Source organism: Streptomyces chattanoogensis (assembly GCF_001294335.1).
Lineage (GTDB): Bacteria > Actinomycetota > Actinomycetes > Streptomycetales > Streptomycetaceae > Streptomyces > Streptomyces chattanoogensis.
In genome coordinates this window covers 127412-142507 of the sequence record NZ_LGKG01000101.1, presented here as the reverse complement: position 1 = coordinate 142507, position 15096 = coordinate 127412, and the positions used below count along the sequence as shown (strand labels likewise).

Annotated in this window: 14 protein-coding genes and 3 pseudogenes; 8 read left to right on the top strand and 9 right to left on the bottom strand. The window is 69.1% G+C overall.

What is annotated here, in order from left to right:
• Nucleotides 1-179: 179 nt before the first annotated feature.
• The gene (locus tag ADL29_RS12420; RefSeq protein ID WP_053923725.1) at nucleotides 180-686 is read left to right on the top strand and encodes a hydrogenase maturation protease; all 507 of its coding nucleotides are present in this window, start codon (nucleotides 180-182) and stop codon (nucleotides 684-686) included.
• Nucleotides 687-871: 185 nt separating this feature from the next.
• Here the strand turns inward: ADL29_RS12420 and ADL29_RS12415 are convergent, their stop codons facing one another.
• Genes ADL29_RS12415 through ADL29_RS12405 form a run of 3 tightly spaced genes read right to left on the bottom strand, consistent with a single transcriptional unit; the run spans nucleotide 872 to nucleotide 3451 of the window.
• A complete protein-coding gene (locus ADL29_RS12415; RefSeq protein WP_211274309.1) occupies nucleotides 872-1606 on the bottom strand; it encodes an FAD:protein FMN transferase in 735 nt (244 codons plus the stop codon).
• Between the two features lie 34 nt (nucleotides 1607-1640).
• Nucleotides 1641-2081, bottom strand: coding sequence for an FMN-binding protein (locus tag ADL29_RS12410; protein ID WP_053923723.1), 441 nt, complete (start codon nucleotides 2079-2081; stop codon nucleotides 1641-1643).
• A gap of 11 nt (nucleotides 2082-2092) precedes the next feature.
• A complete protein-coding gene (locus ADL29_RS12405; protein WP_245689359.1) occupies nucleotides 2093-3451 on the bottom strand; it encodes a ferredoxin reductase family protein in 1359 nt (452 codons plus the stop codon).
• Nucleotides 3452-3616: 165 nt separating this feature from the next.
• On the opposite strand from ADL29_RS12405, the gene ADL29_RS12400 reads away from it, so the two are divergent.
• The 3 genes and pseudogenes from ADL29_RS12400 (at nucleotide 3617) to ADL29_RS12390 (ending at nucleotide 7689) form a co-directional block, all read left to right on the top strand.
• Nucleotides 3617-4351: a response regulator transcription factor gene (locus tag ADL29_RS12400; protein WP_053923721.1), complete on the top strand. Its 735-nt coding sequence runs from the start codon at nucleotides 3617-3619 to the stop codon at nucleotides 4349-4351.
• On the top strand, nucleotides 4348-5793 hold the full coding sequence (locus tag ADL29_RS12395) for a sensor histidine kinase (RefSeq protein ID WP_053923720.1): 1446 nt from the start codon (nucleotides 4348-4350) through the stop codon (nucleotides 5791-5793). The genes ADL29_RS12400 and ADL29_RS12395 overlap by 4 nt, the downstream gene beginning before the upstream one ends.
• A 633-nt stretch (nucleotides 5794-6426) precedes the next feature.
• A pseudogene (locus ADL29_RS12390) lies at nucleotides 6427-7689 on the top strand (pyroglutamyl-peptidase I).
• A gap of 268 nt (nucleotides 7690-7957) precedes the next feature.
• Here ADL29_RS12390 and ADL29_RS40870 read toward each other — a convergent pair.
• A pseudogene (locus ADL29_RS40870) lies at nucleotides 7958-8071 on the bottom strand (flavin reductase family protein); the annotation flags it as partial.
• A gap of 298 nt (nucleotides 8072-8369) precedes the next feature.
• Between ADL29_RS40870 and ADL29_RS12385 the strand changes: the two are divergent.
• The 3 genes and pseudogenes from ADL29_RS12385 to ADL29_RS40865 form a co-directional block, all read left to right on the top strand.
• Nucleotides 8370-8597 (top strand): hypothetical protein, encoded by a 228-nt coding sequence (locus ADL29_RS12385; RefSeq protein WP_053923719.1) that lies wholly within the window; start codon nucleotides 8370-8372, stop codon nucleotides 8595-8597.
• A gap of 16 nt (nucleotides 8598-8613) precedes the next feature.
• Nucleotides 8614-9207 carry a DDE-type integrase/transposase/recombinase gene (locus ADL29_RS12380; RefSeq protein WP_169795223.1) on the top strand — a complete coding sequence of 198 codons (594 nt, stop codon included), beginning with the start codon at nucleotides 8614-8616 and terminating at the stop codon, nucleotides 9205-9207.
• A pseudogene (locus tag ADL29_RS40865) lies at nucleotides 9191-9346 on the top strand (carboxylesterase); the annotation flags it as partial. The gene ADL29_RS12380 and the pseudogene ADL29_RS40865, both read left to right, overlap by 17 nt.
• A 93-nt stretch (nucleotides 9347-9439) precedes the next feature.
• Here the strand turns inward: ADL29_RS40865 and ADL29_RS12375 are convergent.
• From ADL29_RS12375 to ADL29_RS46255, 4 genes are all read right to left on the bottom strand, one after another.
• On the bottom strand, nucleotides 9440-9922 hold the full coding sequence (locus ADL29_RS12375; RefSeq protein ID WP_053923717.1) for a hypothetical protein: 483 nt from the start codon (nucleotides 9920-9922) through the stop codon (nucleotides 9440-9442).
• A 32-nt stretch (nucleotides 9923-9954) separates the two neighbouring features.
• Nucleotides 9955-12711, bottom strand: coding sequence for a CHAT domain-containing protein (locus ADL29_RS12370; RefSeq protein WP_053923716.1), 2757 nt, complete (start codon nucleotides 12709-12711; stop codon nucleotides 9955-9957).
• Complete coding sequence (locus tag ADL29_RS12365; protein WP_053923715.1) at nucleotides 12708-13139, bottom strand: hypothetical protein; 432 nt, start codon at nucleotides 13137-13139, stop codon at nucleotides 12708-12710. The genes ADL29_RS12370 and ADL29_RS12365 overlap by 4 nt, the downstream gene beginning before the upstream one ends.
• A gap of 516 nt (nucleotides 13140-13655) precedes the next feature.
• Nucleotides 13656-13961: an Imm21 family immunity protein gene (locus ADL29_RS46255; protein WP_063788452.1), complete on the bottom strand. Its 306-nt coding sequence runs from the start codon at nucleotides 13959-13961 to the stop codon at nucleotides 13656-13658.
• Between the two features lie 37 nt (nucleotides 13962-13998).
• Between ADL29_RS46255 and ADL29_RS12355 the strand changes: the two genes are divergently transcribed.
• Nucleotides 13999-14349 (top strand): hypothetical protein, encoded by a 351-nt coding sequence (locus tag ADL29_RS12355; protein ID WP_211274301.1) that lies wholly within the window; start codon nucleotides 13999-14001, stop codon nucleotides 14347-14349.
• Nucleotides 14350-14459: 110 nt separating this feature from the next.
• Here the strand turns inward: ADL29_RS12355 and ADL29_RS12350 are convergent, their stop codons facing one another.
• Complete coding sequence (locus tag ADL29_RS12350; protein ID WP_053923712.1) at nucleotides 14460-15092, bottom strand: HAD-IA family hydrolase; 633 nt, start codon at nucleotides 15090-15092, stop codon at nucleotides 14460-14462.
• Between the last annotated feature and the right edge of the window lie 4 nt (nucleotides 15093-15096).

Sequence of the window (15096 nt, the reverse complement as noted above, 5' to 3'; positions counted from 1 at the left end):
CCCGCCTCCCGGAGTGGATCATGCCAACGCGACCACTATGTGCCCGTTGGCTCCGCGGACACGGGGTGACGGCCCTCGCTGTGGCCCATACGGCCGTGCCCATACCCCGGACGGGTCCGAAGTGGCGGACCGCGCCGCGGGAAGGACGTCGTGCGCGTGGAAAGGGAAGACAGTGCGTCATGGACGTTTCACCGGCCACCCCGCGGATCGCTGTGATTGGTGTCGGCAATGACTACCGGCGCGACGACGGCGTGGGCTGGGCCATCGTGGCCGGCCTCGCGCAGCGGGAAGTGCAGCGGCCCCTCCCCCACGGCACCAGGCTCACCCTCACCGACGGTGAACCCACCCGCCTCATCAACGCCTGGGAAGGCGCCGACCTGGCCATCCTGGTGGATGCCGCCCGCGTCCGTCCCGCACGGCCCGGCCGCATCCACCGACTCCAGCTCCATGACGATCGGTGGCGAACGCCCCACCGCGAGACCAGCTCACACGGCTTCACGCTCGGCGACGCCGTGCAACTCGCCCGCACGCTGGGCCGGCTCCCCGGAGCACTGCTCGTCTACGCCGTCGAGGTCGCCGACACCAGCCATGGCACTGGGCTGTCGCCGCACGTCTCGGCCGCCGTCGAACCGGTCATCGCCCGCATCCAGGAGGACCTCGCACACCGCTCCCCTGCCGGTCAGTGAGGTACGGCCCACCTGAAGTTGCTGGTCTCACCGTGATGCCATCACCAGTGACGTGCATCACGTCGCGAGTGAACTGCTCTCGCCAAAGCCGGCTGTACCGGGTCACCTACGCGCGCGTCCGGGCGGGGCCACGGCGCCCTCCAAGCGCCGGGCCGGGTACTCGCGCGAACGCGTCAGCCACCTGGCTACCCGGCTCGGCGGCTCTCCGTGCTCGGGAATCCCCGTGTTCGCCATGACCGGCCATCTCGCAGGACGGCGAAGCCCTCGTAGCCGTCGAGGTGTTCCAGCCAGTTTCTTACCCTCCCGCCCATGGCGAAGGCTGCTGTCGCATAGGCATCGGTCATGGTCAGACGGTGGCCGACCACCGTGATGGAAGCGGGTCCGTCGGCGGGTGCGCCGGTGTACGGGTCGAGGATGTGGGTTCCGCGTTCGGCGGTGCCCGAGGTGGCGATTGCGAGGTCGTGACCGGTAACGATGGTGCACAGCTCGCCGGGGCGCTGGGGGTGGGCGATGCCGATGGACCAGGGAACGCCCGGGGCGGACTCCCCGCTGAGCTGGAGGTCGCCACCACCGTTCACGCAGATGTTGTGCGCTCCCGCCTGGCGCAGGATCTGCCAGGCACGTTCGACGGCCCATCCCTTGACCAGGCCGGAGGGGTCGAGGGTGCCGTCCGGTTTGTGGCTGAACCAGCCGCCGGTGGCACGGCCGGCGTGCGTACAGAGGTCGAGGACTTCGCGTACCTCCGACGAGCAGTCGTCACATCCTGTTTCACCTCGTGCCAGTCGGCTGATGACGCTGTCGGGACGGAAGGTCGAGAAGACCCTGTCGACGTGGTGGAGCCAGGCGACAGCATCGCGCAGGGCGGATTCGATGGCTGCGGTGGGTGTGTCGCGGATGTCGAAGGAGAACACCGTGCCCATCGCATGCTCGACATGACGCAGACCGCGCCCGCGCTCAGACACCGGCTCTGTCCAGTGCGCTCTGAAGGGACCGGACATAGCCGGCACTCGTATAGCTGGCACCGGACACCGCGTCGATGTGGGCGCTTTGGACATTCAGGGCCTCTTGCGTCAGACGCGGCAGGGCGTAGGAAGCGATCTCCCGGTCATGGCCGTTCTCGGACGGTGACCGGAGCACCTTGACGGCCGTCAGTCGGCCGGCCCTGACAATGGCCTCGACTTGCACGGTGCCGTACCGCGTGTCGATCGGCGCTCCGGTGTATGTGCCGTTGGCGGGACCGGAGCCGCGGCGCGGGGTGCCGGCGGATGTGGCTGCCGGGGCAACGCCGGAGCGCGCCGTTCCATCCGCCGGGCCGGCGCTGTGGTGCGGCTTCAGGGTGAGCAGCAGGAGGATCAGGGTGCTGGTGGACACGGTGGTGAGAACGGCTCGGCGCACGCGGCGGCTCCTCAGAACTCGAACGACTCGTGGTGGACGGAGCGGCGGGGCACGCCGGCTCCCCTCAGGGCACGTCGGGCGGCTTCGGTCATCCCGGGCGGGCCGCACAGGTACACCTCGTGCGCGGCCAGGTCCGGTATCAGGCCCTTCAGCGCGCGGGCCGTCAACGGGCAGGAATACTCGGCCGGTTCGCTGACGAAGTAGTGCACGGCCGCACCGCGGACGGCGGCGATGGCATCGAGCTCGGCGCGCAGTGCGAGATCCTCCGGCCGTCGTACCCGGTAGATGAGGGTGACCTTGATCTCGCCGGGGAGGGTCTCGAACAGGGCGCGCAGCGGCGTGATGCCGACGCCGCCGGCGAGCAACAGCACCTTGTCGGCGCTGCTGCGCGCTGCGGTGAATCCGCCGTACGGGCCTTCGACCCATACCCGGGTGCCGGGACGCAGCCGGGCCAGGGCCGCGCTGTGCCCGCCTGCCGCCTTCACCGTGATCCGGAGGCGGTGAGGGAGCGGCGGCGCGGAGAGGGAGTACGGGCTGGCGGTCCACCACAGGCCCGGCGCTTGGAAGCGCCAGCGGAAGAACTGGCCTGATTGTGCGCCCAGTTCGGTCAGGTACCTGCCGGTGAGATGCACCGAGACCACGCCCGGTGCCTCCTGGCAGATGTCGGTGACACGGAGCCGGTGGCGCAGTGACCGTCGCACGGGAAGCAGAAAGCGGTACCAGGCGATGAGTGCGGCCACCGTGAGGTAGAGGGTGTACCAGGCCAGTTGGGCGGGCCGGTGGCCCACGAAGTCGGCGCCGTTGGAGAGCTGGTGGCCGAAGGCGAGGAAGACGGCCAGATAGGTGGCGAAGTGGAGGTAGTGCCAGGTTTCGTAGCTCATTCTGCGGCGGGCGGCCCGCGCCGAGACGATTGCGGTGCCGCTCAGCAGCAGGAACGCCGCGGTGGCCTTGAACATGTCGGGGTAGTCGAGGACGAGGGTGGTTGTCTCACGTATGACGCCGCTGTGCGAGGCGAGGGAGTACCCCCAGACGATCAGCAGGGTGTGGGCGAGGACGAGGGAGAGGGTGTACCGGCCACCCATCGCGTGCCAGCGAGCCAGACGGTCCGTGCCGAGCCGGTGGTCCAGCAGTGGAATCCGGGCCATGAGGGCGACCAGTACCGCGCAGCCGTAGCCGGCGAGCAGTCCGGTGATGCGGCCGGCGCCGGTCAGCCAGTCCGGCGGGCCCACCACGGACGTGGTACCGGTCCACCACAGGCCGAGAACGCCGGCGGCGCCCGCCCAGATCACACCCTGTACCAGGAGCGGGACGAGGGATGGCGAACGGCGCCGGAACCGGCTGCGGACAGCACCGCGGCGGGGGTGGGGCATGCTGCTCATACGGCTCCCTTTCCGAGGTGGGGGCCACCGTCGCAGCGAAACCTCTGAAGATCCTCTGAGCGATGGCGCCATGAGGCGATGCACGGCGGATTCACAGGAAACTCAGAGCAGGACCGTGTCTCCGTATGCCGGAGCAGGGGGGATCCTGGAGAGACCATGGACAACCACCGCACCACAGCCCACCTGCACAGCGACGACGGCTCTCCGGTCCGCGTCCTCGTGGTCGACGACGAGCCGGACCTCACCGAGGTGCTCTCCGGTGCCCTGATCGGCGAGGGCTGGTCGGTCCGTACCGCAGCTGACGGCGCCACCGCCCTCTCCGTGGCCCGGGTCTTCCGCCCGCACGCCGTCGTCCTGGACTGGATGCTCCCCGACATCGACGGGCTACGGGTGCTGCACCTGTTGCGCCAGGAGCTGGACACCGTGTGTGTCCTCTTCCTGACCGCACGTGACGCGGTCGAAGACCGGGTCGCGGGGATCACCGCGGGCGGCGACGACTATGTAACCAAGCCGTTCAGCCTGGAAGAGGTGCTGGCGCGGCTGCGCGGTCTGCTGCGCCGGGCCGGCATGGCACGGGAGTCGGAAGGCGACCACCTCGTTGTCGGCGACCTGGTGATGGACGAGGAGGCGAGGGAGGTCGTCCGGGCCGGCGAGCTTGTCGAGCTGTCCCGTACCGAATTCGAGCTGCTGAGATTTCTGATGCGCAATCCGCGGCGGGTGCTGTCCAAGACACAGATCCTCGACCGGGTCTGGTCCTACGACTTCGGCGGACGGTCGCATGTCGTCGAGCTCTACATCAGTTATCTGCGCAAGAAGATCGACGCCGGCCGGGCACCCATGATCCACACGGTCCGGGGCGTCGGCTACGTCCTCAAGCCGGACACAGCATGACCCGGACCCTTCCGCGCACATTGCGCGGCCAGCTCACCGCGGGCCTGGTCGCCCTCCTCGCCCTGGCGTGTGTGGCAGTGGGGGTGAGCACGGTCTTCGCACTCGAAGGCTTTCTCGTGCGTCGCCTGGACCAGCAGCTCACCGCGTCCGCCGGCCGTTTCGCGGCAAGCTTGGAGCACGAGACGAGGCCGGACGTCGACAATCGCCCCGACACCCGCGGCCAGTCGGAGGGCACATTCGGCGCACGGTTGCTGCGCGGCACACCGACGCAGGCCGCCGTTGTCCGTGCGGCGGCCGACAAGCGGGTACCGCTCACCGGCGCCGACCGCCGGGCGCTGGCCGGCCTGCCCCCCGACGGCACCGGCCACGACATCCGGCTGTCCGCACTGGGGCGCTACCGCGTCAACGCCGTACCGGGAGACGACGGCGATGTCCTTGTCACGGGCCTGCCGCTGCACCCGGTGGAGGAGACCGTGCACCGGCTGGAGGCAGTGGAGACGGCGGTCTTCGGCGGGGCCCTGGTGGTCACCGGCGTCGTAGGAGCGATATGGGTACGGCTGTCCCTGCGCCCCCTGCGGCGAGTTACCGCCACGGCCGCAGGAGTGGCCGAGCTGCCACTGGCCAGTGGTCAGGTGGCCATGCCCGCACCCGTCCCGGTGGCGGACCCGCGCACCGAGGCCGGGCAGCTGGGCACCGCCCTGAACCATATGCTCGGCCATGTCGGCAACGCCCTGGAGCGCCGTCAGGCGAGTGAGGAGCGTCTGCGGTACTTCGCCGCCGACGCCAGTCACGAGCTGCGCACGCCAGTGGCGAACATCCGAGGCCACGCCGAACTGGCCCTGCGGCACGATGGGCCCGTGCCCAGCGATGTCCGTCGCGCGCTGGACCGCATCCAGTCAGAGTCGGAGCGGATGAGCCGCCTGGTGGACGACCTCCTCCTGCTCGCCCGTCTCGACGCGGGCCGCGCCCTGGATCACACACCGGTGGATCTGACCCGCCTGGTACTCGATGCGACGGACGATGCCCGCGCGGCCGGCCCTGACCACCGATGGCTGCTCGATCTTCCCGAGACGGCAGTGACCATTACCGGGGACAAGCACCGGCTGCACCAGGTGATCGGAAATCTGCTGGCCAACGCTCGTACGCATACGCCCGCGGGAACCACGGTCAGCGTGCAGCTGACGGCCGATGAGCGCGGCACACAGCTGACCGTCGCGGACAACGGCCCGGGAGTCCCGGGCGAAATCCAACCCGAGATCTTCGGCCGCTTCGTACGCGCGGACCACAGCCGCTCGCGCGCCGCCGGGAGCACCGGACTGGGGCTCGCCATTGTGCAGGCCGTCGTCACCGCGCACGGCGGCACGGTCACCCTGGCAAGCCGGCCTGGGCGAACGGCATTCGTGGTGAGCTTTCCAGCGGAGGAACACGGCAGACCGGCCTGACCGCGCGGTGGCTCGGCGGTTTTCCGCGTCACGAGGCTGACCGCCCGGCCACCGGGACAAGGCTCCATGAGGGGCCTGTCGGCCATGCCCGGCGGCCCCGGCTCACGGACCGGAGCCGTCTCGCACAGGTCGTGACTGCGGTAGCAGGACAGCCCTGAAGCCAGTGCGGTGCGGCGTGCTCCGCTGCGCCGTCACGTTCTTGGCAGCCCAACAGCTCACGGTGACACTCGTCCGCCCAGGACCAAGATCCGGACCATTCGCGGACCAGCACATCGTCAACCACCCGCGGGACCGCTGTTTCAGCAGGTCAGCGACCACGGCACGGCTGTACCACCAGCAGACGAAGAACCTGCTGGGACCACGCCTCCAGCGAATGGGAGAGCATCGCCGTCCCCCCCTGCGCGTGTGAAAGTACCGGCTGCCCCGGCGCGGCCCTGGGATACCGGCACCTCACTCCAGCCAAGCACCCGCCCTCCACGGCTACGTAGCCAGCTACCTCACGACCAGCCGCCATCCTTGAGCGGCGCCAGGCCCCTGAGCTACACCCCATGGCGTAGACCACTTCCGTCACGCGATACTGCAGCGGTCCGGCAGTACGCGCGCCCCCACAGCGACGGAAGGACCCCAAGTCCCTTGAATTCCCTACGTGTTCGGATCGGCGTACTCGGTATGGCTCTGCTGGCGGGGCTGGCGGCCCCCGCGACCACGGCGGCGGCCCGGGCCGCTCAGGGCGCCCCGACCCCGACCGTCGAGGAGCAGCGCCTCGACAAGGCGGCACCGCAGGAGATACTGCGGCGCTCCGGATTCGACTCCGTGGCCCCGGACTTCGCCCGCGAACTGACCCGTTCGCGCTCCTTTGAGCAGGCCCGCGGCATCGTCGTACGAGACGGTACGGCGCTGTGGCGGCGCGCCGTCGACCGGGCGCAGGGGCGGGGCCCCGCGGGCGGCGGCCTCAGCCGGGACGACGACCGGCCGCTGTACTGGGCGCGGCTCGGGATGACGCGGGACGTGCGCACGTGGGAGCCGGGCTTCGGGCTCAGTGACGCGCAACGCTCGGCTCTGCTGGGCCAGTTGGAGCGGACCTCGCGCGGCCAGACCGACATCCGCTACCCGTCGCGCGCCACGGGCATCAGGCGCATTCTCGTCACCGGCTTCGACCCGTTCACACTGGACCGGGACCTCAGGATCTCCAACCCGTCCGGAGCCGTCGCGCTCGCTCTCGACGGGAGGGTGATCCAGACCGACTCCTGTCCGGCCCGCATCGAGGCCGTCACGTTCCCGGTGCGCTGGCAGGACTTCGCGGCGGGGACGGTGGAGCGGACGCTGGCGCCGTACCTGCCGAAGGTCGACCTGTACACGACGGTGAGCCAGGGCCGGATGGGCCGCTTCGACATCGAGCGGACGAACGGGGCCTGACGCGGCGGCTACCCCGACAACGACAACATCAGCAGCACCGGGACCGTCCCGGTCGCCGCCCCGGCCACACAACCGCAGTGGACGACGACCACCCTCCCCTACAAGGCGATCGTGACCGCGCACACCGGCCGGTTCCCGGCCTACGACCACACCGAGGTCACCGAGATCCCCACAGGGAGCACCGAACCCGTCGTACGCCCCGACGGCCCCACCCCGGGCTCCACTGCCCGTGAGGGCGGCGGCGGCAACTACCTCTCCAATGAGATCGCCTACCGCGCGACGCTGCTGCGCGACCGGCTGGGCCTGCACGACGCCCTGCCAGGCGGGCACGTGCACACACCGGTGCTCCAGTTCGGCGCCGGCAACACCGATCCGGCGACCGGAAAGATCACGGATCCGCAGTTCGTGCAGAACCGGCTGACCATCATTGCGCAGCTACGGTCGATCCTGACGGTGGCGGCAAATACAGCGCTGAAGTGACGTCGCCCCCGCCCGGGTTCCGGTCGTCGCCCTGATCCCGGTCCTCGTTCAGCAGGTGCCGTGCCGGGCCATCCAGCGCCTGCCCCGTAGGACGTAGCAGGATCCGGCTCAGGGAAGGCCACGGGCGCTGCACGCCTGCCTGGCTCCCCCGGCTCGACTCCCTCGTCCCAGCGCCATCATCCGTGCCCTCCAGGCAGGCGCCCCAAGCCATTCGAGATCCGCACAAGCCCCTGCGCCAACGTCCCGACGCCCGATACCACTCTCCTCAGAACTTCGCAGGGGCGAGGTTCTGAACCCCGTCCGTCGAGACCGTGGACACCCAGGCGATCGGCCGCGGCACCACCGTCGAGGTCAGCAGCTTGTAGAAGTCATTGCGGGACATCTCAGCGGGATCAAAGTCAATGTGGATGCTGATCAGCATCCACACGGACGGTCGCGGATCCTATGGCGGATCCACGACACCACCAAACCCCGAGTTCGACGGAAAGTGCCCGGTATCGGAGCCACCGAGCACCAAGGGCCGAACACCGTGACAACCGCAGCTGCCACCGTCCGGGAGGACTTCGACGTCCCCGCGCACGCCCGCGGTGGACAGGTCACCCTCAGCCTCTACGACCACCTGGCCCATACGCACCCAAACGCCCGGCGCGTATCTACGTATCTCCTCCGACCGCTTCGGCATGGAAGCCGGCGTCGACCGCCAGCTCGAGGACGCCGAGGACTCACGCGCCCGCCTGCGCTGGGGCCCGTTCGCCAAGATCTACCGCGAGAACGACACCTCGGCTTTCAAGAAGCGCAAGGTCGTCAAGTCAGATGGCTCGGTCGACTGCGTGGTCCTGCGCCCGGAGTTCCGCCAACGGCACCGTCAACTTGAGCGCGAACCCTCTGTGAGACGATCGCTTTGTTGATGGTTTCGGGGACGGTCTGCTCGTGGACGCGCCGCCGTCGTACCGGGGGGTCCGCTACTCGGAGGAGATCATCGCGCACGCGGTCCGGCTGTTTTTCCGCTTCCCGCTCTCCTTCCGCGAGGTCGAGGAGCTGTTCTTCGAGCGTGGCATCACGGTCACCTACGAGACGGTGCGGCAGTGGTGCGCGAAGTGCGGGCAGACGTACCCCAACGGGCTGTACCGGCGCCGTCCGCGGCTGGGCGATAAATGGCACATGGACGAGGTCTTCCTCAAGATCAAAGGGACGATCCATTACCTGTGGCGCGCCGTGGACCAGGATGGCAGCGTCCTGGACATCCTCGTGACCGACAAGCTGCGCTCCTACGGCGCCGCCCACCGCGAGGCGATGCCCTCCGTCGAGCGCCGCTGTTCGACGTACTTGAACGACCGGTGCGAGAACTCACACCAGCCGACGAGACAACGCGAGAGAGCGATGAAACGCTTCACCTCGGCCGGACACGCCCAGAGGTTCCTGTCCACCTTCTCCGGCATCTCACCTCATTTCTGTCCCCGCCGCCACCTGCTCACCGCACACACCTACCGACACGAAAGTGCGCAGCTTCGGCAATGACGGCGCGGGCGGTCAGTTCGGCTTCGGCGACGACGAGTTCGGCGTCGGCTTCGCGTATGTCGCCCACCGCATGATCGGCCATGGCGATGCCCGCGCCAATCGCCTGATCGAGGCGTTGCGCGGCTGCCTGAACGCCTGACGCCCACGGGGGACAGCACCGGGAAGGGAGCTTAAGGGCGGTCCGGTCCCCGGGTCTGGAGACCCGAAGCGGGCCGGCCAGGGCCCGGCGACGTCACTCTGGAGGGCCACTGAGGATGCGGGAGACCAGGCGAGCCAGATCGCGGAGCAGACTGGCGGATGTCGCCTGTTTGGTCACCCTGAAGCGGAACTCCGACTTCCCCTCGGTGCGCTTGATCTCGATGTCTATCTTCGTCTGAAGCCAGGACACCAGGGCGCCCAACAGTACTGCGGAAGCAACGGCATGCTCCACGCTCATCTGCTCGTCCGCGGGTGGATCGGCCAGGACGGCCGCCGTGAGCTGCGCTGTCTCGGCGTCATGGGACAGCTCGGCAAGGAGTCGACGTGCGGCGGCATGCTCGTGCACGCCCTCCAGCGCCGCGGCCACGGCCTCGGGCGATCGGCCACCCGCACGGAGCAGGGCCTCGATCAGAGCTTGGGCCTCGGAGGCATCCAGGGGCGTCTGGATCGGGTCGGAACCGCCGAGGTCCTCGGCGATCTCCTGGAGGGAGAGCTGCACCGCACGGTCGGTCAACATGCCGAACTCCTTGGGGGGTTCGAGCGGAGTGGTCACAGTCGGCTCCAATCGCCGGAGAGGGAAGAGGCAGCCCAGTGGTAGGGGTGTGCCTGCCAGTCGTGGTCTGGCCGCGCGAGCATGTTGCGTTGTGCCTGCCAAAAGGCGCGCCAGACCGGCTTGTGCGGGTCGGCGGCAAGACGCTGGTAGAAGTCCGCGAGGAAGCATCGGGAGCTCGTCTCGTCGACGTTCCACAGCGCGGCCACTACGCTGCCGACGCCCGACCCCAGCAGCGCCTCCACCAGGTCTTCGACGTCGCCAGCGGCGAACTCGTCGTATCCGGTAGCGCAGGCACGCAGAGTGAGGAGGTCCAAGTCCAGTACATAGCGGGCAAAATCTCGGACCGTGATCAGGTGGTCGAGACGCGCGCGGACCGAGAGCTGGCCGGGGGCCTTGCTCGGGAGCTTCCCGTCATGGGAGACCAGGAGTCCGGAGTCCATTGGCTCGCGCCGGTCGAAGTATCCGTGGCAGGTGAGGTGGGCGATCTGGGCTGTGGCCAGACGCCGGAGGACCGTATGCCGGTCCGCAGCCGTTCCGGTCAGCCGGTCCACCGACCAGGAGGGGACGGTCAGCAGGTCGGCGTCGTTTTCGAAACGCTCCGGGGCGGGGTCCTCCCGCGCGGCCACGCCCGCGCAGAACACCGGCCGGGTTCCAGCTGTTGTGAATCGGGGCCTGCCACCGGCGACCAGAGCTTGGGGGTGGGGCACCCGGACAACGGCGTGGGCGGCGGCGAGCGGTCGGCCGTCCGGCATCGGGACAGCATGCAGTGGGATTCTCTGCATCGGCCCTTCCCCGGCGACGAGCAGGAGTTCCCGGTCGCGCACGTGCGGTAGGAAGGCCGCGATCAGGGGCGTGAGCGAGTCGAGGAATGGGGTGGGCCGACGCCATGGCCGGCGCGGATGCAGTGGTGGCAGCGGCGGGAAGGTGTGCGGGTCGCCGTCGAAGGCGCGGTGCAGATCGGTGACCGCGTCAGTGAGCTGCTTGTGTCCGATGGGCACCCGGTTCACGCGGAGCGTGTCGGTGGCCGGGACGTACGTGAAGACCGTGGTCTGGTCGTCTCCGGGGAAGAATGCCAAAAACGCGCATGGCTCGGCCGAATGCTCACTCCGCAGACGCTCGCGAACGGACGCGAACCCGGTGCGGCGTCCGGGCTGCACGACCTCCTCGTGGATGTCGAAGGCCAGTTCTTCCGGGGATCGGGCGCTGGACACGTGCAGCTCCCGCCCGTGGTCGAGCAGCAGGTCTGCGAGGAGGTGGTGGAGGGCCCGGTGCTGCTGGACGGCCGCCCGCATGCTCTGCGGGTCCGCGACGCTGGTGTCCGCGTCCGCCTCTGCGGCGAGGCGGCGCAGGAGTGCTGTACGCGACTGCCACAGCAGATCGACGGCGAGTTGGCGGTCTGCGTGCGAACCGGCTGCAAGCGTCTCGGCCAGGTCGGCCGTCACTGCGTGGTACTGAAACTGCTCCGGATCCTCCTGCGTCTGCTGACGAAGACGGCTGAGCAGCGTCGCTGCTTCCCGACGTCGCCCCTGTCGACGGTGCTGGAGGGCCAGAGCGCGATCAAAGAGCAGCGAGACGCGCCGGTACCCGGGAGAGGAGGGTTCTTTCGGGCCGGCGAAGCCGTCGAGAAAGATCTCAGCGAGCGAGATCAGCAGGTCTGTCTCCGGGACGTCTTGGGTCAGCCGAGAGGCGAGCCGACTCAGGCCGGTGCCGAGCGACTGCCGATCGGGGGTGAGCGTAACGATGAAGCCCTGGAAGAGGTTCTCCACCATCTCCTCCCCGCTGCCGGTCTCCAGGGCCGCGTCGCTCAGCCCGAACCGGGCCGCCGACTCGACAAGAGCCCAGCCGTCTTGGCCACCCGCCAGCTCCAGCGCGCGCTGGTGGCAGGAGCGGGCCCCCGCTGCGTCGCCGGCCATGCGCAGAGCCTCACCGAGGTGGTTGAGCGCATGGGCCAGCGCCACGTCCTCATCGGGACGCCGGGTCTGGATGAGGTCGATGACCCGGCGGTGTTCGCGCACTGCGTCGCGGTGCCTGCCCACTGCGGAGAAGGCATCGGCCAGCCCCGTCCGAGCGAGTGCCTCCAGCAGATCGTCGCCGATCGGCTCGGCCAGTTGGCAGGCACTCGCGAAGGCGTGCCGCGCGCGGCCGTGCAGCCCGAGGCTCTGGTACAACGATCCGCGCTTGAGGTGGAGATGACCGGCGGCAAGGTAGGCCGGGCCGCCGTGCGGCAGCAGGTCCGGGCCCTCCGGGTCGGCGTCGAAGGACTCCAAGATATCCAGCGCCTCGCGGTTGCGGTGCACACGTTGGAGCGCATAGGCGAGATGCACCCGCACCTCAGCGATGCGGGCCTGCTCGTCCCGGTCCGTGCAGGGCAAGGCGTCTGTTTTCCGGGCACTGGCGAGCGCGGCCTCGAGGTCACCGCGGTCGAGGTGTTCCAGCACTATCTGTTCCAGGACCATGCGCGGTTTCGTGGGCGCGACCGGGAAGACCGCGTCGATCCGGGAGCGCTGCCTGCGCCGGTGCGCGAGGAGTTCCCAGCTGCCCCGGCTCTCCTCCACCAGCCGCACTACCTGGAGGGCGGCCTGCTCGGCGGCCGGGCGCCCGGTCGCACGGAGCCGGTCCCTGCGGAGCAGGAGCACCCCCCAGAGTTTGTCCCACGCGCACACGCCGGCGTTGTCGAAGAGCAGGGACTCCGCCTGGAGGAGCGACGAGGCGGCGAGGAGTTCGTCGACCAGGCGCTCGGCGGGGTCTTTCATGCACCGCGCTCCCCGCGCCGCGGGCGGTTCTCTTCCAGCAGTGACTGAAGATCGCTCCGTGCCCGGCGGACCAGGTCCAGAACGGGTGCGTCTGGCGCCCGCGCCTCCAACTCTCGTGTAGCTGCGTCCAATTCAGCGTCCCACCGGGAGTCCCCCGCCCCTACTCGTGCCACACAGAGCGCCCCGACCAGGACCTCCAGCGGCTTCGGATCGCTGGGGTCGGCGGCGTGCGCCCAGCGCACGGTCTCGAGCAACTCCTCGTCGGTGACCGGGCTCAGCACCATTGACTTGAGCTCGTACATGGCCGTCGCCAGGCGGCCCGCATCGCCAGGCTCCGCCCGGCCCTGCTCGATCGCCTCACGCAGCGCCTCGATCCTGCGCTCGACGAACCTGCGCTCCTGAGCCAACCGCATCTCGATATCGGACACTGCTCCCCCATCTCAGATCGCCCAGCGGCCAATCGGGTCTGCTGACTCGGACGCGTCCAGGAAGGAAAGGGTTGCAGGACAGCGGAAGGACGCGGTGGAGGCTGCCCGAACCCAGCAACTTGGCAAGCCGCTGCGGGAGTTCCACGTCATCGACGATGACCTCCGTGCCGCACATCGGGCCGAGGCCAGGGAAGCTCCCTGCGCAGACCATGACGATCAAGCCCTGGTGGAGGACTTGTCGGCGTCGGGAACATAGCTGGTCCACAGGCGCAGGCAGGGGTGGTGGCAAGCACCGTCCCCGCCTCGGACTGTTGGAAAGGCCAGCCATCATCGAAGGGGAAGGGCCGTACTGTGCCGATGTCGACATCATCGGCGCCTGCCAGATAGCGGGGGTAGGACGCGCACCGCCTGGCCGGAGTTGAGGTTGAGGTCTCCGAAGGGGACGGACGACATGGAGGGACTCCTGCCGGAAAGACCGCGCTCGGCAGCGGGGTGAGGACTTGGGCGCAGACAAACTCACCACGATGCACGCACTGGATGCGTCCCGAACCGTGCTTCGCACTCGGCCGGCCACTGGTAGTGAGGCGAGGCGGTGTAGTCGCAGAACGTCCGGATCGCGCCCTGACAGCCGCGGACCGTGGACTCCGCCCGCTTCAACTCACCGATCAGGTGCGTCATCCACTCGTCCGCCAGCACCAGTGCCTGCGCACCGTTGCCTCCAACGGCGATCACGCCGGCCAGATCATCCACCGCGCAGGCCCGGTCGTAGTCGCCTGGAGTGGTGGCGTCTCCCGCCAGGAACCCGGTCTCCGCCCCCACCATGCGGCCAACGGAGGCACCGGCGTGCCGCAGATGGCGAGTGGAAGACGATTTCCAGGACGCGAAAGGGACCTGCCACCTCGACAAAGGCCAGGTCACCTGCTGGAACTCCTGGCATCGCTGGAGCATGATCACCCTGGTCGCCTACGCCTTCCTGGCCGTCACCGCCGCCCTCGAACGTACCGCCCAGACCGGCCGGAACGACTCCGCCGAAGCCGGCCTCGTCCTCCTCAGCAGCCACGAACTCCTCCGCCCGCGACGGGCCTTGATCCTTCCACCGCCCCGGCGAGACCCCGAACACCTGCTGTGGTGGTCCACCTGGCGCCGCCATCAACACCGCGCCCGCCTCTGCCACCGCCGATGGCACGCGTACGCCGACACCACACCATGATCAGATACGCCGACACCACACCATGATTCAGACAGGACACCAGCAGCTATCTCCAGATCACCGAAATGCCACCCCAACCGTGATCTACAACTGAAGGGTCATGTCAGGTGTCATTTCCCCATGGGGCGTCGAGTCGGCAACCAGGTGTCGATGACGGCTGCCAGCTCGTCGCGGTCGGTGAAGACGTGTCCGTTCATGCCGGCGGCCCGCGCGGCGCGTACGTTCTCTCCGCGGTCGTCGACGAAGAGGAAGTCGGCCGGGGCGGCCCGCATGGCGACGACGCAGTGATGGAAGGCTGCGGGGGCCGGCTTCGCCACTTTGATCTTCCCTGAGAAGGCAACGTGGTTCAGATTGTGCAGCCAGGGCTGTGCGGCGAGGAAGGCGTCCGCGTGGTCCGAGGGGATGTTGGACAGCAAGGCGACCTCGGCGACGTCGCGCAGGGACTGGGCGTAGGCGACCATCCGGTCGTCGACGCGTGACCAACTGTCGATGTCGGTGAGGCGCAGTTCCTCGATCGTGCCGGCGTCGACGGACAGGGAAAGCCGTCGCAGTACGGCGGTCCAGTACTCGGGCGCGGACTGCTGGCCGGCGTCGTAGGGCGGGCGGCAGGCCCAGTAGGCCGTGGTGAAGGCGTCGGTGTGTGCGTGGCAGCGGGCGGCCATCTTTCCCAGGGCGCCCGGGCGTTGGTGGCGGGCGATGACCCCGAAGAGGTCGAACAGCACGATGTTCCGGTCGGTGGACATGGTC